The sequence below is a fragment of the Micromonospora sp. L31 genome, assembly GCF_052068075.1.
GTDB classification, from domain to species: Bacteria; Actinomycetota; Actinomycetes; order Mycobacteriales; family Micromonosporaceae; genus Micromonospora; species Micromonospora purpureochromogenes.
Genome location: NZ_JBQHDC010000004.1, coordinates 458,324 through 475,622, shown reverse-complemented (window position 1 = coordinate 475,622; position 17,299 = coordinate 458,324). Strand labels below are relative to the sequence as shown.

Annotated in this window: 16 protein-coding genes; 7 read left to right on the top strand and 9 right to left on the bottom strand. The window is 72.9% G+C overall.

The genetic code is table 11. The features are described from left to right. Window positions 1–83: 83 nt before the first annotated feature. Window positions 84–1,973 (top strand): BTAD domain-containing putative transcriptional regulator, encoded by a 1,890-nt coding sequence (locus ACTMS9_RS14885; protein ID WP_441165222.1) that lies wholly within the window; start codon window positions 84–86, stop codon window positions 1,971–1,973. Between the two features lie 149 nt (window positions 1,974–2,122). Here the strand turns inward: ACTMS9_RS14885 and ACTMS9_RS14880 are convergent, their stop codons facing one another. The 4 genes from ACTMS9_RS14880 to ACTMS9_RS14865 all read right to left on the bottom strand — a co-directional run bounded on the left by ACTMS9_RS14880 (window position 2,123) and on the right by ACTMS9_RS14865 (window position 4,674). After that, entirely contained in the window at window positions 2,123–2,398 is a 276-nt protein-coding gene (locus ACTMS9_RS14880) for a hypothetical protein (RefSeq protein WP_357618676.1), read from the bottom strand. Between the two features lie 47 nt (window positions 2,399–2,445). Beyond that, complete coding sequence (locus ACTMS9_RS14875) at window positions 2,446–2,877, bottom strand: hypothetical protein (protein ID WP_210776490.1); 432 nt, start codon at window positions 2,875–2,877, stop codon at window positions 2,446–2,448. Window positions 2,878–3,089: 212 nt separating this feature from the next. Continuing rightward, window positions 3,090–3,794: a VOC family protein gene (locus ACTMS9_RS14870; protein WP_441165221.1), complete on the bottom strand. Its 705-nt coding sequence runs from the start codon at window positions 3,792–3,794 to the stop codon at window positions 3,090–3,092. Window positions 3,795–4,095: 301 nt separating this feature from the next. Then, window positions 4,096–4,674, bottom strand: coding sequence for a mycothiol-dependent nitroreductase Rv2466c family protein (locus tag ACTMS9_RS14865; RefSeq protein WP_441146668.1), 579 nt, complete (start codon window positions 4,672–4,674; stop codon window positions 4,096–4,098). A gap of 230 nt (window positions 4,675–4,904) precedes the next feature. Here ACTMS9_RS14865 and ACTMS9_RS14860 point away from each other — a divergent pair, with 230 nt between their 5' ends. Genes ACTMS9_RS14860 through ACTMS9_RS14845 form a run of 4 tightly spaced genes read left to right on the top strand, consistent with a single transcriptional unit; the run spans window position 4,905 to window position 9,304 of the window. After that, window positions 4,905–6,197 carry an ABC transporter substrate-binding protein gene (locus ACTMS9_RS14860; protein ID WP_441165220.1) on the top strand — a complete coding sequence of 431 codons (1,293 nt, stop codon included), beginning with the start codon at window positions 4,905–4,907 and terminating at the stop codon, window positions 6,195–6,197. Window positions 6,198–6,255: 58 nt separating this feature from the next. Then, window positions 6,256–7,251 (top strand): carbohydrate ABC transporter permease, encoded by a 996-nt coding sequence (locus ACTMS9_RS14855; RefSeq protein ID WP_154936138.1) that lies wholly within the window; start codon window positions 6,256–6,258, stop codon window positions 7,249–7,251. A gap of 1 nt (window position 7,252) precedes the next feature. Next, window positions 7,253–8,086: a carbohydrate ABC transporter permease gene (locus ACTMS9_RS14850; protein ID WP_154936139.1), complete on the top strand. Its 834-nt coding sequence runs from the start codon at window positions 7,253–7,255 to the stop codon at window positions 8,084–8,086. A 9-nt stretch (window positions 8,087–8,095) separates the two neighbouring features. After that, a complete protein-coding gene (locus ACTMS9_RS14845; protein ID WP_441165219.1) occupies window positions 8,096–9,304 on the top strand; it encodes an ABC transporter ATP-binding protein in 1,209 nt (402 codons plus the stop codon). A 380-nt stretch (window positions 9,305–9,684) separates the two neighbouring features. Here the strand turns inward: ACTMS9_RS14845 and ACTMS9_RS14840 are convergent, their stop codons facing one another. Beyond that, window positions 9,685–10,746, bottom strand: a complete 1,062-nt coding sequence (locus ACTMS9_RS14840; protein WP_441165263.1) for a winged helix DNA-binding domain-containing protein — start codon at window positions 10,744–10,746, stop codon at window positions 9,685–9,687. Between the two features lie 168 nt (window positions 10,747–10,914). Further along, window positions 10,915–11,637 carry a YsnF/AvaK domain-containing protein gene (locus ACTMS9_RS14835; protein ID WP_441165218.1) on the bottom strand — a complete coding sequence of 241 codons (723 nt, stop codon included), beginning with the start codon at window positions 11,635–11,637 and terminating at the stop codon, window positions 10,915–10,917. A 174-nt stretch (window positions 11,638–11,811) separates the two neighbouring features. Here ACTMS9_RS14835 and ACTMS9_RS14830 point away from each other — a divergent pair, with 174 nt between their 5' ends. Next, a complete protein-coding gene (locus ACTMS9_RS14830) occupies window positions 11,812–12,186 on the top strand; it encodes a hypothetical protein (protein ID WP_357612643.1) in 375 nt (124 codons plus the stop codon). Between the two features lie 213 nt (window positions 12,187–12,399). Here ACTMS9_RS14830 and ACTMS9_RS14825 read toward each other — a convergent pair whose 3' ends face one another. Both ACTMS9_RS14825 and ACTMS9_RS14820 read right to left on the bottom strand, forming a co-directional pair. Beyond that, complete coding sequence (locus ACTMS9_RS14825; protein ID WP_441165217.1) at window positions 12,400–13,287, bottom strand: alpha/beta fold hydrolase; 888 nt, start codon at window positions 13,285–13,287, stop codon at window positions 12,400–12,402. Between the two features lie 116 nt (window positions 13,288–13,403). Next, window positions 13,404–14,294, bottom strand: coding sequence for an LLM class flavin-dependent oxidoreductase (locus ACTMS9_RS14820; protein ID WP_441146659.1), 891 nt, complete (start codon window positions 14,292–14,294; stop codon window positions 13,404–13,406). Window positions 14,295–14,512: 218 nt separating this feature from the next. Here ACTMS9_RS14820 and wrbA point away from each other — a divergent pair, with 218 nt between their 5' ends. After that, window positions 14,513–15,133, top strand: coding sequence for an NAD(P)H:quinone oxidoreductase (gene wrbA / locus ACTMS9_RS14815; RefSeq protein WP_280838344.1), 621 nt, complete (start codon window positions 14,513–14,515; stop codon window positions 15,131–15,133). Between the two features lie 67 nt (window positions 15,134–15,200). Here wrbA and ACTMS9_RS14810 read toward each other — a convergent pair whose 3' ends face one another. Further along, on the bottom strand, window positions 15,201–17,120 hold the full coding sequence (locus ACTMS9_RS14810) for a chorismate-binding protein (RefSeq protein ID WP_441146657.1): 1,920 nt from the start codon (window positions 17,118–17,120) through the stop codon (window positions 15,201–15,203). Window positions 17,121–17,299: the final 179 nt, after the last annotated feature.

Below are 17,299 nucleotides of genomic sequence, written 5' to 3'. Positions count from 1 at the left end.
CTTCCGTTGCCCGATTTCTCCCTTGTTGCGCCGGCAACCGTCCACCTAACCTGGGCGCGCTCGGGTTCAACGGGGGAGCGGCGATGAAACTGCAGATTCGGCTTCTGGGCAGCATGGAGCTGCGCGTGGACGACCAGGTCGTCACGCCGGGCGCGGCCAAGCGGCAAGCCGTCCTCGCCGGCCTGGCAATGGAGGCGAACCAGTCGGTCTCGTTGCAGCGGCTGGCCGACATGGTGTGGGCCGACATCCCACCAGCCTCCGCGGTGGCGAATCTGCGTTCCCACGCCGCCGGCCTGCGCCGGGAGCTGGGCGACCGATTGGTCGCCCGGCCCAACGCGTACCAGCTGAGGTTGTCGCCGCACGAGCTGGACGTCACCGAGTTCCACCGGCTGGCGGGAGAAGGGCGGGCACTGCTCGCCACGGCCGATCCAGCTGGCGCCGTCACCACTTTGACCGCCGCGCTCGCACACTGGCGCGGGGCTTCGGGTGACGGCCTGCCTCGTGGCACCGTGCTGGACAGCCGGTGGGCGAGCCTCGACGAGCAGCGGCTCCAGGTATTCGAGGAACTCGCCGAGGCGCGGCTCGCCGCCGGCGAGCACGGTCAGCTCCTGCCCCAGCTACGCGTACACCTTGCCGCGCACCCGCTGCGCGAGCGTGCCTGGGGGCAGCTCATGCTCGCTCTCTACCGCTGCGGGGACGTCCCGGCGGCACTGACGGTGTATCGGGACGCCCGGGCCATATTGGACGAGGAGCTCGGCATCGAGCCGGGCGAGGAGCTGGCCAACCTGCACCGCGCGATGCTGGACCGGGCTTCGGAGCTGGCGTACACCCCGCCGGCCGTCCCGGTCACGACGACGACCCTGCCGGTCGCTCCGCCCCCGGCGCCGCCGGGCGACGCGCCGACGCCTGCGCCGTGGCCCGGCGGGAGCGTCGGCTGGACCGTCCCCCGAGAGCTGCCGGCGGACCTGGTCACCTTCGTCGGCCGCGCCGGGGAGACCGCCGAGGTGGTCACGGCTCTCGGCGGTACGGCGCCGGCAACGGTGGTGGTCACCGGCGCCTTCGGCAGCGGCAAGACCGCCCTGGCGGTACGCGCCGCGCACACCGTCGCGAACGCCTTCCCGGACGGGCAGGTCTTCGTCGACCTCGGCCACCAGCGTTCAGTGAGCCCGGGTGAGGTGCTGGCGCGGGTGCTGCGCGCGCTCGGAGTCGCCCCCGCCGACGTACCGGAGAACACCGACGAGCGGGCCGGCTGGTTCCGGTCGATGGTCGCCGGTCGCCGGCTGCTGCTGGTCGTCGACGGCGTCACCCGGGCCGCCCAGGTGCGACCGCTGCTCCCGGCCGGACCCGGTCCGGCCCTCCTGGTGGTCGGCCAGACCCGACTGAGCAGCCTGGACGGGGTACGGCGGGTGACGCTGCGCCCGCTGGGCGCCGCCGAGGCGCGTAACCTGCTCGGCACGCTCGCCGGCCCGCAGCGGCTTCTCGCCGACGCGACGGCCACCGCCGAACTGGTACGCCTCTGCGCCGGTTCGGTGCTCGCCCTGCGCATCGCCGGCATGCGCCTGGCGGCCCGGCCGGGCAGGTCGGTGGAGGCCCTGATCGGCCAGCTCGCCGACGGGCGGGAGCAGTTGGACCTGCTGGACTACGAGGACCTGTCGGTGCGGGCCAGCCTTGCGGCCGTCGTCGCCGCGGTGCGTGCCGAGGACGAGGTGGCCGGGCAGCTCCTGGTGCTGCTCGGCGCGGCGCCCGACGCCCCGCTCCAGCCCGACCGGGCGGCCCGGCAGCTCGGCGTCTCCGCCTCCCGGCTGCGTCGCGCCCTGGACGATCTGGTCGACGCGCACCTGGTCCATCGCGACGAGCCCGGCCGGTACCGGCTGCCGGGGCTGGTCCGGGAGTACGCCGCGGAACTGACCGCGGCGCGGCCCGTCGCGGCGCATCCGTTGACCGGTTGGCGGGTGGATCCGCTGGCCGCCTGACAGGTTGCCGATCGGAGTGCCAGCCACCGACGATCTCGCTCTGGCGGACTGTAGCGGGCGGTGACCCCGAGCCCTGACTCGTCAGCGCATTACCGCCCTGCAAACCGACGGGCCCAGTGCGGGGCCGGCCCGGTCGGACGGCGCCTGTGTCAGGAAGCCGAGCCGCGGACGATGGCCACCGCCACCCGGCAGAACTCGTCCATGTCCGGGTTGAACCCGGCCGCGATGTCCGGGTGCAGCCCGGCGCGGGTCTCGTCGAGCAGCCGCTGGCAGACCTGCTCGATCGGCTCGCCCGCGTAGCTGGCCCGGACCCGTTCGGTGGCCGCCTGCAGGGCCGAGGTCAGCTGATCCTCCAGCGCGCCGCGCAGCTTCTCCTGCACGGGATCAAGCGCGCTCGGATCGAGCGTGACATGTGGCTCCGACATCGGCGCTCCCTTCGTCGGCGTCCGCGGTACCCCACCGCGGTCGTCGGTCAAACCCCGGCCGGTACGGCGGCCACCCGGACCTGGTACGAGAAGTCCTCCGCGGGCTCCTCCGCGTACGACAGCCGCCGGATCTGCCGGTCGTCGTCGTAGAGCGCGACGTCGACCAGGACACCGAGATGGGCCAGCCCGATGTTGGCGACCCGCTTCTTGTCCTGGAGCACCGCGCACACCCCGCCGAGCAGGGTGCTGGCGTCCGAGGTGCGGTGCCCGGGCGGGCAGCGCAGGATCAGGTCGACCTCGACGGGCCCGGCCAGCGGCGTCCAGCCGGTGCGCTGGGCCGCGGCGCAGGCCGCCTGGAGCAGGGCGCGGACCCTCGTCGCCTGCCGGTGTCCGGCGGCGAAGATGGACAGCGCCTCGGTCTTGACCGGTGGCAGGCCGCTCACCTCGAACGTCAGGGCGAGAGCGCGGGTGTCCTGCACGACGGCACCTCCTCGTGGGGACGATCCTGCCCAACCGGTGGACCGGCGGAGGGAAGTTCGCGCGAGAACCAACCGTTCGGGCGGGCTGGGGTCGGCCGGAGGCGTATCGACTTCGACGGCGACGCGCTGGCTGGTGAAGCTCACCTGACGCTAGTCGACCCGGCGGGCGCGGGGTAGCCCCACCGCGCCCACCTGCTGGGAAAGCCCGAAGGTCAGGCCGGCCGACGCGGGGCGAAGGCGCAGAACTCGTTGCCCTCCGGGTCGGCGAGCACCCACCAGCCGACCGTCTCGTCGGGCTCGCGCAGCAGCGTCGCCCCGGCGGCGATCAGGGCGGTGGCGTCCGGGCCGGTCAGGTCGACGTCCCAGTGCACCCGGTTCTTGACCCGCTTGCGCTCCGGCACCGGGTCGAAGACCCAGTAGTCCCAGGGGAAGCCGGTTGCGCCGACCACCGAGGCGTGGCCCTCCGCCGTGGTCTTCACCCGGCCGCCCACCACGCCCGCCCACCAGGTGGCCTGGGCGGTCGGGTCGGCGCTGTCCACCACCATCTCGAACGGCCCGGACCGCCTGCCCTCGCGAGGCGCGAACGCGCAGAACTGGTTGCCCTCCGGGTCGGCGAGCACCCACCAGCTGATCTCGGCGTCGGGTTCCCGTACCAGCCGGGCGCCCGCGGCCAGCAGTGCCGCCGGGTCGGCGTCGGCCAGTCGCAGGTCGAGGTGGACCCGGGTCTTGCCGGTACGCGGCTCGGGCACCCGGTTGACCCAGATCGACTCCGGCCCGGCCCCGCCCGGCCGCGGGTCGACCCGGAAGTCACCGTCGCCGGTGTCGACCACCTCGCCATCGAGGATCCGGGCCCAGAACCCGGCCAGCGAGCGGGGGTCGGCGGCGTCCATGCAGAGGTCCTTGAAGCGCGCGATCATCCGGTCATCATGCCCGCCCACCCCGACAACAGGCCGCCCCGCCGCACTGCTGCGAGCCGCCCCGCCCACCTCATGATCCCCGGTTTGCGGCGTGTTGCGGTCTTACGCGAGCGGGACACCGCGACACGCCGCAAACCGTGACTCGCGAGCCGTCACCCGCGTGCCGCGAGCCGTGACCGGCGAGCCGCGAACCGCGAGCCCCGAGCCGCGACCAGGCGAGGCACGAGCCGCAAAACCGCGAGCCGTGACACGCGACCCGCGGCGCGGGGAGCCGTGGCCCGTGAGCCGCAAACGGGGCAGGTCAGCGGCGGCCGCGTTTGACCTCCTGGAAGGCCGGCATCCGCAGCAGCGGCAGCAGCGAGTCCCAGATGGTCAGCGCGTCGTCGAGGTCGGGCACCTCGGTCAGGATCGGCCCGTGGATGCCGCGCTCCGCGCCCGGCACCATCAGCACCGGCGCGCCGATGTCCGGGCCCGCCGACGCGTACGCGAGGGCGTGCGACTCGCGTACCGCCTCGTCCCAGCGCTCGTCGTCGAGGGCCGGCGCCGCCTCGCCCAGCCCGGCCGCGTCGACGGCCGCGGTCACGATCGACGCGGCGAGCGGGTTGCCCGCGTCGTGGCTGCGCGCGCCGAGTTCGGCGTAGAAGCGGGCGACGTCCTCGGGACGGCCCTGGGCGCGCAGCGCCTCGACCAGCCGCAGCGCCCGGCTCGACGCGGTCAGCACGTCGGCGAACTGCGGCGGGACGTTGCCCTCGTTGAGGATCGCCAGGCTGAACGCCCGCCACTCGACGCTGAGCCCCCGGGCCTCGGCGACCCGCACCAGCCAGCGCGAGGTTCGCCAGGTCCACGGGCAGGCGGGGTCGAAGAAGAAGGTCGCATCCATCGGCCGAGCCTACGGCGGGGCTGATCGACCCGCACCGCGTGATCTCCGGCACACCCGCGCGGGCAATGCGCGTCGTCACGCTGAGGTTTCGCGCCGTCGCGGGTCGGGCACTGTGGGCGCACGAAACGCCCGGACTTGGCGCGATTCCGCCGCCCACCGTCCCGGCCGTCTCGCCGTGCGCCGGGGCACGGGCCTTCCCCCGGTCTCTCGCCGAAGAAAGGGGGAGGGCGATGACGACAGACCCCGAAGCGACCCGACATCGGCGCCGTGCGGGCGTCCGGCTCGGGGCGGCGGCCGCCGCGCTGGCGCTGGTCGCGCCACTGGCGGCGTGCGGGTCCGATGGCGGAAGCGGCGGTACGCCCACGATCAACCTGTACTACCCGCCGGAGCAGAACCTCCAGAAGGTGGTCGACGACTGCAACGCCCAGGCACAGGGGCGTTACCGGATCGCCTACCGGGTGCTGCCGCGGCAGGCCGACGACCAGCGGGTGCAGCTGGTCCGTCGGCTGGCCGCGCAGGACCCCGGGATGGACGTGCTCGGCCTCGACGTCACCTGGACCCAGGAGTTCGCCAGCGCCGACTGGATCCGCGAGTGGACCGGCCAGGACAAGGCCGAGGTGGAGCAGGGCACGCTGACCGGCCCGCTGGAGACCGCCCGGTACGAGGGCAAGCTCTACGCCGCCCCGAAGAACACCAATGTGCAGTTGCTCTGGTACCGCAGTGACCTGGTGCCGCAGGCCCCGACCAGCTGGGACGACATGATCAAGGCAGCCCAGGACCTCAAGGGACAGGGCAAGCCGTACCAGGTGCTCACCATGGGCGCCCAGTACGAGGGACTGGTCGTCCTCTACAACACCCTGGCCGAGAGCGCCGGCGGGAAGATCCTCAGCGACGACGGCAAGCAGGCCGTGATGGACGACGGGACGGTCAAGGCGCTCGACCAGCTCAAGCGCTTCGCCACGTCGGGCGTGGCCTCGCCGTCGTTCAGCAACGCCACCGAGGACCCGGTACGGCTGGAGTTTCAGGCCGGCGGCGGCGCCTTCCAGGTCAACTGGCCCTTCGTCTACCCGGCGTTGCAGGAGGCGGACCCGGAGCTGGCCAAGAAGGTCAAGTGGGCCCGGGTGCCGGGCATCGACGCGAACACCCCGAGCAAGGTCACCATCGGCGGGGTGAACATGGCGATCAGCGCCTACTCGAAGCACCCGACGGAGTCCTTCGAGGCGGCCAGGTGCATCCGCAACGAGAAGAACCAGAAGTTCTCCGCCATCAACGACGGCGTGCCGCCGACCATCGAGAAGGTCTACGACGACCCGGAGATGGCCGAGGCGTACCCGATGAAGGAGACCATCCTCGACGAGCTCAAGGAGCCGGCGGTCCGACCGCTGACCCCGGCGTACCAGAGCATCTCCACGGTGATGTCGGCGATCCTGTCGCCGCCGTCGGCGATCCAGCCGGAACGGACGGCCGACGAGCTGCGCGACGCGATCTCCGACGCCCTCCAGTCCAAGGGGGTCCTGCCGTGACCGAGCGAACCCAGCGCCGCCGGCCGACCGGTGGCGGCGACAGTCCGGAGGTGACGGCATGAGCATCAACGCCACTCCCACCGGGGCGGAGGTCGCGGCCGAGGCCGAGCGGCCCACCGGCCGGCACGCGGCGGTGCCCGCCCAGCGGGCCGGCCGCCGGGCGAAGACCCCGCTGAGCGAGAACAAGAAGGCCGAGCGCCGGCTGGGCTGGCTGCTCTGCGCCCCGGCCGCGCTGGTCATGCTGCTGGTGACCGCCTACCCGATCATCTACTCGGTCTGGCTGTCGCTGCAGCGCTTCGACCTGCGCTTCCCGGACCAGCGCGAGTTCATCGGGCTGGAGAACTACGTCACCGTGCTGACCAACGAGTTCTGGTGGACCGCGTTCGGCGTCACCATGCTGATCACGGTGGTCACCGTCGCGGTCGAGCTGGTGCTCGGCATGGGACTGGCGCTGATCATGCACCGGACGCTGGTCGGCCGGGGCATCGTCCGCACCGCGGCGCTGATCCCGTACGGCATTGTCACGGTGGTCGCCGCCTTCTCCTGGCGGTACGCCTGGACGCCCGGCACCGGCTACCTGGCCAACCTCTTCGACGGCAGCGCGCCGCTGACCGAGCGGGCCAGCTCGCTGGCGATCATCATGCTGGCCGAGATCTGGAAGACCACCCCGTTCATGGCCCTGCTGCTGATGGCCGGGCTGGCGCTGGTCCCGGAGGACCTGCTCAAGGCCGCCTCCACCGACGGGGCGACCGCCTGGCAGCGGTTCACCAAGGTGATGCTGCCGGTGATGAAGCCGGCGATCCTGGTCGCGCTGCTGTTCCGCACCCTGGACGCGTTCCGGGTCTTCGACAACATCTTCGTGCTGACGGCGGGCGGCAACGAGACCTCCTCGGTGTCGATGCTCGCCTACAACAACCTGATCCGGGGCCTCAACCTCGGCATCGGTTCGACGATGTCGGTGCTGATCTTCCTCACCGTGGCGATCATCGCCTTCGTCTTCGTGAAGCTGTTCGGTACCGCTGCCCCCGGCAGCGACGACGGGGAGAGGCGCTGACATGGCCGAAACCACCACCCGGGCGAAGCTGCGCTGGGGTCTGCTGGACGTCATCGTCGTCGTCTTCGCGCTGATCCCGGTGCTCTGGATCGCCTCGCTGTCGTTCAAGACCCCGGCAACCCTCACCGACGGAAAATTCATCCCCCGCGAGTGGACGCTGGACAACTACCGGACGATCTTCGACACCGACCAGTTCGTCCGGGCGCTGGTCAACTCCATCGGCATCGCGCTGATCGCCACGCTGGTCGCGGTGGTGCTCGGGGCGATGGCCGCGTACGCGATCTCGCGGCTGGACTTCCCCGGCAAGAAGCTGCTGGTCGGCGTCTCCCTGCTGATCGCGATGTTCCCGCAGGTGTCGCTGGTGTCGCCGCTGTTCGAGATCGAGCGGCAGCTCGGCCTCTTCGACACCTGGCCGGGCCTGATCCTGCCGTACATCACCTTCGCGCTGCCGCTGGCGATCTACACGCTGTCGGCGTTCTTCAAGCAGATCCCGTGGGACCTGGAGAAGGCGGCGAAGATGGACGGCGCCACCCAGGGCCAGGCCTTCCGGCGGGTGATCGCCCCGCTGGCCGCGCCGGGCCTGTTCACCACGGCGATCCTGGTCTTCATCTTCTGCTGGAACGACTTCCTCTTCGCGATCACGCTCACCTCCACCGAGCGGGCCCGCACGGTGCCGGTGGCGCTGTCGTTCTTCACCGGCGAGTCGCAGTTCGAGGATCCCACCGGGGCGATCTGCGCCGCCGCCGTGGTGATCACCATTCCGATCATCCTGTTCGTGCTCTTCTTCCAGCGCCGCATCGTCTCCGGACTGACCTCCGGCGCAGTCAAGGGATAGGTGGTAATCGTGGCTGACATCGTGCTCGACAAGGTGAGCAAGCGGTTCCCGGACGGGACCGTGGCGGTGCAGGACGTCGATCTGGAGATCGCCGACGGCGAGTTCGTTATCCTGGTCGGCCCCTCCGGCTGCGGGAAGTCCACCACCCTCAACATGATCGCCGGGTTGGAGGACATCAGCTCCGGTGAGCTGCGCATCGCCGGGCAGCGGGTGAACGACAAGGCGCCCCGGGACCGGGACATCGCGATGGTGTTCCAGTCGTACGCGCTCTACCCGAACATGACCGTCCGGGAGAACATGGCCTTCCCGCTGCGGCTGCAGAAGCTGGACAAGGAGACCATCAACCAGAAGGTGGAGGAGGCGGCCAAGGTCCTGGAGCTGACCGCGCTGCTGGACCGCAAGCCGGCCAACCTCTCCGGCGGCCAGCGCCAGCGGGTGGCGATGGGTCGGGCCATCGTCCGCCAGCCCAAGGCGTTCCTGATGGACGAGCCGCTGTCCAATCTGGATGCCAAGCTGCGGGTGCAGATGCGTACCGTGGTGTCCCGGCTGCAGAAGCAGCTCGGCACCACCACCGTCTACGTCACCCACGACCAGACCGAGGCGATGACCCTCGGCGACCGGGTGGTGATCATGCGGGGCGGCGCGGTGCAGCAGGTCGGCCCGCCACAGGAGCTCTACGACCACCCCCGCAACCTCTTCGTCGCCGGTTTCATCGGCTCCCCGTCGATGAACTTCCTGCACGCGGCGGTCTCCGACGGCACCCTGCGGACCGCGCTCGGCGACGTGCCGATCGGCGACCGGCTCCGCCGGCAGCTCGAAGGGGCCGACGCTCCCCGCGAGCTGATCCTCGGCATTCGTCCCGAGCACTTCGAGGACGCCGAGCTGGTGGACGACGAGACCCGCCGCCGGGGCATGGAGTTCGAGGCGCCGGTGGACATCGTCGAGTCGATGGGCTCGGACAAGTACGTCTACTTCACCGTCGAGGGGGAGCGGGCCAGCGCCGCCGAGCTGGAGGAGCTGGCCGCCGACGCCGGCGCCGCCGACTTCACCGGCACTGGGGCCAGCCTGGTCACCCGCCTGTCGGCCGAGTCCCTGGTGACGGAGGGCACGAGCCGCCGGGTCTGGTTCAACCTGGAGAAGATCCATCTGTTCGACCCGTCCAGCGGGCGCAACCTGACCCTGCACGAGGGCCGGGCCGCGGGCGCGTTGGCCGACTGACGGTCGTCGCCGAGGGGCCGGTGGATGTCGTACCCCCGGCCCCTCTCGCGTTGCCGCCCCGGCCGCGGCCCCCCATTCTGCGGCTCAGTCTGGAGCACCTTCCCAGCCTCGGTATCGTCACCGATCGTCACACCGCCTTCGCCGCCCGACACCCAAGCCGCACGCTTTGCTCTGCTGCCGCCCCGGCAACAGTTACCGTCCGTCCCTGTCGCCGGGAGGGCAGCAGAGCAAAGCGTGCGAGGCGAGGGTGGCGAGGCAGGGAAGGCGTTCCGCATCCTGGCAGGTCACGGAGGTGGCGCGTGTCTCGGCGGCGGCGCCGGTTGCAGGTGGAGGTCAGCCCGATTACGGACCGTGACGATGCGGGTCGCGCGGAGCCGAGGTCACCAGGAGTGATGAAGGGGCAGGCCGAGGAAGTCGGCGTACCGGGTGAGGGCCGCCTCGACCCGGCCGCGCATCGAGTCGTCGAACGGGGTCAGCTGCCGCACGGTCACGCTGACCCGGGCCCGGCCGATGGTGCGCTTCCAGGTGCCGACTACCCGGCCGCCGCGCACGATCGTGGACTGGAAGACGCCGTTGCCGCCGGGGACCACGGCCTGCCGATGCGCCGGGTCCAGCATCAGCGTGCGGTCCTTGTAGCCGAGCAGGTACTCGTCGAACCCCGGCAGCGCCAACACGTCGTCGGGCGCGGTGCGGGGCGCGTCGAGCAGGGCCGCGTCGAGCACGGCCGGCACCCCGTCCACCTCCACCGTGGCCAGGTCGTCGCCGGCCACCGCGATGCCCCGCCGGGTGTCCGTCGCGGTCAGCCCGGTCCACCCGGCGAAGTCCTGTCGAGTGGTCGGCCCGTGGGACCGGAAGTACCGCAGCGCCAGCAGGCCGAGCGCCTCGTCGCGTTCGGGACGGCGCGGCTCGGGCGCCCACTCGTCGAGCAGGGCGAACGTCTGCTCGGTCCCGACGTGCGGGGCGATGCAGGTGACGCCGCGCTGGCTCGCGTACCAGAGCAGGTGGTAGCCGCGCTGGCCGGACGGGTCGAGGCCGGCGGCGGTCAGGGTGGCCAGGCACTCGGCGCGGGTGAGCCGGCCGCCGCCGGCCAGCGCCGCCCCGAGCACGTCGGCCGCCCGGTCGGCGTCGGCCTCGGTGAGGCCGAGCGCGGCCCGGCGGGCCGCCGCGCCGCTCAGCGCCCGCACGCCGGTCACCTCGAGCATCCAGCGGGCGTCCCGCGGGGGTACGAGGTGCACGGTGCCCCGCATCGGCCAGGTCCGCAACGCCTCCCGGCGTTCCAGCGCCGCCCGCACGTCCGCCACCGTCCACCCGGGCAGCCGGGTGCCCAGCGACCACAGACCGCTCGCCGCGTCCTGCGCCTGCATCGCACCGAACCACTCGACCACGCCCGCGACATCCCGCGGCCGGCCGCGCGGGTGCTCCCGCAACAGCAGGCTGGTCATCCGTAACGCCAACGCCTCGCCGCCGGTCAACCGCACAGTGCCGCCCTTCGCCCGGAAACGACGGTCAGCCTAGGCGGCAGCACCGACACCGATCCGGACACGCCGCCGGGCGGGCGGGCCGTGGCCCACCCGCCCGACGTCCACGATCATCGACCGTGGCGATCGCGGTCAGCGCCGTCGGCGTGCCGGCTCCGGCACGTCCGCGTCGACCCGCTCGCGGCGAACCTGCGCGTCGATCGGCTCATCCTCGACGATCTCGTCCTTGGTCAGCCGGACCCGCTCGACCGGCACCTGGTCCTTGCTGACCACCGGCCGCTCGGCGCGCAGCTCCATCTCACGCTGCTCGTCGCGGATGTCCGGCCGGACATCGCCGCGGTTCGCCGCGGTGATCGGCTCGCGCACCACCCGTACCTCGTCGTGCTCGACCGGCACCGTGGTGTGCACGTCCTCGGTCACCACGTGCTTGCTCAGCCGGGCCTTGCCCGCCGGCTCGCTCTGGGTACCGACCCGCAGCCGCTCCTCGGACCGGGTCATCTCCGGCGCACCGGGCCGCCGCTGGGGCTGCTCCTGCTGCTGCTGGAGCTGGTAGTGCCGGTAGAGCTGGGCGAGCTGGTCCGCGCCGAGCGGCGCCTCGGTGCCCGACTCGACGGCGGGCGCGCTGCGCACGGTCGCCTTGTCGTACGGCACCCGCAGGCGACCCTCGGCCATCCCGGCCCCGGCCAGCGGCGCCATGGACTCGTGGTGGCCCATCACGCCGGTCTTCACGCTGACCCAGGTGGCCTCGCCGGCGGGGTCGGCCCAGACCTGGGCCACAGTGCCGATCTTGGCGCCCGAGCGGTCCTGGACGTCCTGCCCGTACAGCGAGCGGACCTGCTGTTCGGTGAGTCGCATCGTTCGTCCTTCCTCTCGTGGGTCACGACCTGGCTACCCGGCCCGTCCAGAGCGCATTCGTGGGGACGTCCGTGGATAGCAGCAGCGGGAGGAGAGGTGGCGGAGGGGACGCATAAGTGTCGGGACATCGGGGATGCGCCGTCCGGGACCGTAGCGAAGAATGCGAGGTATGAGATGACCGCGTCAAGTGAGCCCGCCCCGCGCGCCCGCCCCGCCGGAGGTACCCCGGCCAAGACCAGTGCCGCCGCCACCTTCGCCCTGGTGTTCGGCGTGGCGGCGCTGTTCAGCGTGCTGACCGCCATCCTCGCCTGGATCGGTCTGCTGCTCGGGATCATCGGGGTGATCCTGGGGATCGTCGGGCTGAAGATGAGCCGCCGCCCGGGGGTGACCGGGCGGGGGGTGGCGATCGGTGGGCTGGTGCTCAGCGTGCTCGCGGTGCTGCTCGGTTTGGCCCTCGCGGCCGGGATCAGCACCTTCGTCAACGACGAGGGTGCGGTGAACCGCCTCCAGCAACAGGTCGACGACCTACGCGACCGGCTCGACGACTGAGCCGGACGCGGTCCGCCGACCCGGTGCGCAGCTCCCCAGCTGACACGGGCCCTGATCGCGCTACGCCCGCTCTCGCGGGCGGAGCGCGATCCCCCGTTCAGGTCCATCGGGCGTCGGCGATGTCCCGGCCGCCGGCACCCGTGCGACCAGGATCCCGGTCGGCGAGACCGGCGGGCACCGCCCGGCAGGGAACTTGCGCAAATCTTGAGCCGGCTACCTCCCGGCGCCGGGAGGGTGGACGCGGCCGAGGAAGTCGCGCATCAGGGACACCACCTCGTCGAGGTGGGTCTCCAGCAGCCAGTGGCCGCCGTCGAGCAGGTGCAGCTCCGCGTCCGGCAGGTCGCGCAGGTACGCGCGGGCGGCCCCCTCGGGCATGTACCCGTCGTGCGGCCCCCAGACGATCAGCGTGGGCGGCCGGTGCTCCCGCAGGTACGCCTGCTGACGCGGGAACCAGTCGACGGTGCTCCGCTGGTCGGCGAGCAGGTGCACGAGGTGGTCGGGGCCCGGCGGCCGGCCCACCTGAGCCCAGGAGAGCGTCCACAGGTCGGGGCTGATCCGCTCGGCGATCTCGCCGGGCACCTCGCCCAGGAACTCGGCGCGGAACCCGCTCTCCGAGACGTGCTCGGCCACCTCGGCCAGCGCCTGCGGGCTGGGGTCGGCCCACATCTTCTTCAGCGGCGCGTACTTCGGTCCATGCTGGTCCTCGTAGATGTCGCCGTTCTGGATGACCAGTGCCGCGACCCGTTCCGGCGCGCTCATCGCCAGTCGCAGCCCGAACTGGGAGCCGTAGTCCTGCAGGTAGATGGCGTAGCGGCGCAACCCGAGGACGTCGGTGAACCGGCGCAGGAAGTCGGCGTACCCGTCGAAGGTGTAGGCGAACGGCGCCGCGTCGGCCCGGGTGTAGCCGAAGCCCGGCAGGTCGGGGGCGAGCAGCCGCCAGCGGTCGCCGAGCGCCGGCATCAGGTTGCGGAACTGAAACGACGACGACGGGTAGCCGTGCGGCAGCAGCACCACCGGGGCGTCCACCGGCCCGGCTTCCCGGTAGAACGTGCGGATGCCGTCGACGTCGACGACCCGGTGCGCCACGGCAACGCCTCCCATGGCCCCGCCCTACCCGCCCCCGACCCGGACAAACCCCGCCCCCGGCGGGCCGACCGCGGGAGGGCCGCCCCGGATGGCCCGGATCCCAGAATTCCGTGCCGCTGGCGCCGCCCGGTTCAGCGCCGGTCGGCGGCGACCAGCTCGCGGGCGGCGGGCGCCACCTCGGCGGCGAATCGGCGCAGGTCGTCGGGGTCGTCGCTGCCGAGGATGAAGACGCTGACGCCGTCGCTCAGCGCCAGGTCCGCCAGTTCCTCGGCCCACTGCTCCGCCGGTCCGTCCAGCGGGCCGCGACCGACCGCGCCGAACCGTCCGGTGATGTTGAGCAGCCGCCGGACGTCCCGGGGCGACCGGCCGGCCTGCTGGGCCGCGTCGTCGATGATCCGGTTTCCGGTGGCCAGGTCGCCGGGTTGCAGGTAGCCCAGCGACGGGAGCCAACCGTCGGCCCGCCGACCGGTGAGCGCGAGCATCCGGGGTTTGTAGGCGCCCAGCCAGATCGGCACCGGATGGGCGGGGGCCGGGCCGCGCTTGGCGCCGTGCACCCGGTGGAACTCGCCGTCGACCCGCACGCCGCCGCGCGCGCCGGCGTCCCACAGTTGGCGGATGACGTCGATGGCCTCCGCCAGGGCCCGCACCCCCTGCGCGGGGGTGAGCCGGCGGCCGCCCATCGCCTCGATGGCGTCCCAGAACGCGCCCGCCCCCAGGCCCAGCCGGACCCGGCCGCCGCTGAGCAGGTCGAGGCTCGCCACGCTGCGCGCGAGGACCGCCGGCGGGCGCAGCGGAAGGTTCGTCACGTTCGCCGACAGGCCGACCGTGCTGGTCCGCGCGGCGACGTAGCTCAGCAGCGTCCAGGTGTCGAGCAGCTTCGGCTGGTACGGGTGGTCCTGGAAGGTGACCAGGTCCAGCCCGATCTGCTCGGCCAGGACGGCGAGGGCGACGGTGCCCGCCGGGTCGTCGCTCGCCGGTGTGGTGAACGATCCGAAGAGCAGCGGGTGACCGTAGTCGCTCATCGCCGGTCGGCCTCCGGGTAGGGCGGGCACGAGGGCCGGCGCGTTCCGATGCTCATCCGCCTCTCCTTCCCGTCGCGGCCGCGGGCAGTCCATCGACCGCGTGCCGGATTGCCGGCGTCGACCAGGGCAGGCTCCACGCGGCCGCTCGATCTTGCAGTTTGACACCGCATGTGACGGGTAGTCGCGGGAGCTGATCCGAACCGAGGAGGGACGTGCCGATGGACGGCCAGGTCAAGGTAGCGGTGGTCTACTACAGCGCGACCGGCATCACCTACCAGATGGCGCAGGCGGCCTGCGAGGCCGCCGGCGAGGCCGGCGCCGAGGTGCGCCTGCGCAAGGTACGCGAGCTGGCGCCCGACGAGGCGATCCGCTCCAACTCGGGCTGGCAGGCCCATCACCTGGAGACGCAGGACGTCCCCGAGGCCCAGCTCGACGACCTGTCCTGGGCTGACGTGGTCATCTTCGGCTCACCCACCCGCTACGGCATGATCGCCGCCCAGCTCAAGCAGTTCATCGACACCACCGGCCCGCTCTGGTCGCAGGGCGCCCTGGTGGACAAGGTCTACAGCGCCTTCACCTCCACCGCGACCTCGAACGGTGGGCAGGAGTCCACGCTGTTGTCCCTGTTCACGACCTTCTACCACTGGGGCGGCCTGGTGGTGACCCCCGGCTACACCGACCCGAGCCAGTTCGCCGCGGGCAACCCGTACGGCGCCTCGCACACCAGCAACAACGGGGAGACCGCCCCGGACCACCTGGCGCTCGGCGCCACCGCCCTGACCGCCAAGCGGGCGGTGCGCATCAGCGCCGCGGTCAAGCGCGGCCTGGCCGCGGGCTGACGTACGGGGCGACCGGCGGCCCGGGCGGGGGCTCTCGGCCCGTCCGGTCCACCGGTCGCCGCAACCCCTACCCGCGATCGGCCGGTCCATGCGCGGTCAGCGCCGGACGGGCCAGCAGGTGCCCGAGCAGGTCCGCCAGGACGGCCAGCCCGTCCCGGCTGAGCACCGACTCCGGGTGGAACTGCACCCCGGCGAAACCGGGGCCGCGCAGCGCGTGCACCGCCCCGTCGGCCGGGTCGCGGGACAGCTCCACCGGCCCGTACCGGGTGCCGAGCCGGTCGCGGTCGGCCAGGGCGGTGAAGGTGGAGTAGAAGCCCACCCGCCGGGACGTGCCGAAGACCGGGACGTCCCGCTGCAGTCCCTGGTACGGCGCCTCCCGCCGGTGCAGGGGCAACCCCAGCAGGCCGGCGAGCAGCTGGTGGCCGAGGCAGACCGCCAGCGTGGGCAGGCCGGCGGCGAGCCGGTCGGCCAGCAGCGCCCGCAGCGCCGCCATCTTCGGCTCGGTGATCGCGCCCGGGTCGCCCGGGCCGGGCCCCACCACCACTAGGTCGTACCCGTCGAGCGGGGCGGCCCGTTGCCACGGCCGGACGTCCACGGCGAGACCCAGGGCCCCGAGCTGGTGGGCGAGCATCCCGGTGAAGGTGTCCTCGCCGTCTACGATCAGCGCCCGCCGACCGGCCAGCCCCGCCAGCGTGGTCGCCCCGGGCACCCGTTGGTCGAGCCAGAACCGGGCCAGCGGCGTGTTCCGCGCGGCGAGCACCGCCCGCACCTCGGGGTCCTCGGCGAGCCGTACCGCCCGGGCGGGGTCGACGGCCGCCGCCTGCGGAGCCAGCCCCAGGGCGGCGAGCACTCCGGCCGCCTTGGCGTGCGTCTCGGCGACCTCGCCGGCGGCGGTGGAGTGCCGCACCAGGGTCGCCCCGACCGGCACCCGCAGCTCACCGGCGGGGGAGATCTCCGCCGTCCGGATCAGGATCGGCGCGTCCAGCGTCTGCCGGCCCTCGCCGTCGCGCCCGAGCAGGGCCAGCACGCCGGAGTAGTAGCGCCGCCCGGAGCGCTCGTGCCGGGCGATCACCCGGCAGGCGTTCTCCATCGGACTGCCGGTGACCGTCGGGGCGAACATCGTCTCCCGCAGCACCTCCCGGACGTCCTTCGAGCCGCGCCCGGCGAGCAGGTACTCCGTGTGCGCGAGGTGCGCCATCTCCTTCAGGTACGGCCCGACCACCTGGCCGCCGTGCTCGGCGACCGTGGCCATCATCTTCAGCTCCTCGTCGAGCACCATGTACAGCTCCTCGACCTCCTTGGGGTCGCGGAGGAAGCGCAGCAGGGCGGCGCGGTCCGGGGTCGCACCGGCGTGCCGGAAGGTGCCGCTGATCGGGTTCATCATCACCAGCCCGTCGTCGACGCTGACGTGCCGCTCCGGGCTCGCGCCGACCAGGATCCGGTGCCCGGTGTGCACCAGGAACGTCCAGTACGCGCCCCGCTCGCCGAGCAGCAGCCGGCGCAGCGCCACCAGTCCCGCCCGCAGCGGCGACCCCTGCACCGTCGCCCGCAGGGTGCGGTGGATGACGAAGTTGGCGCCCTCGCCGCGGCCGATCTCCTGGGCCAGCACCCGCTCGACGGTGTCGGCGTACTCCTCGTCGGCGACGTCGAACGCGACGCCCGTGGTGACCACCGGGGCCTGCGGGAGCGCGGCGAGCGCGTCGGCCAGGGCGATCCGTGCGTGCCCGGCTATCTCCAGGTACTCCAGCGGCGTGCCGTCGTCGACGCACTGGAAGCCCCGCTCGGCGATCTGCCGGTACGGCACCAGGGCCAGCGTGCGCGGGCCGGCCGCCCCGTCCGGCAGCGGCAGGTCGGCGAGCCGGTCGGCGGTGCGGACCGTACCCGTGAAGAGGTCGAGGTGCGCGGCGCCCTCGCGACGGACGAGCGCGAACGGGCCGGGGTCGGCGTCGTGCGCGAGGGCGGCGAGCAGGTCGTGCGGGCGGTTCATTCGGTGTCTCCTCCGGGCCGTCGGCGCCGCCCGTCGGGGCGGCCCGGGAGCCGGGGGAGAGACCGGCGGCCGCCTCGTCGGGCGGCCGCGTGGAAAGCTACGCGCGGAAGGTGGCCGCCGGGTCGGCGGGCCACCAGCAGGACAGGTGCGCGAGCATGTCGACCACCCTACGCGGCCCC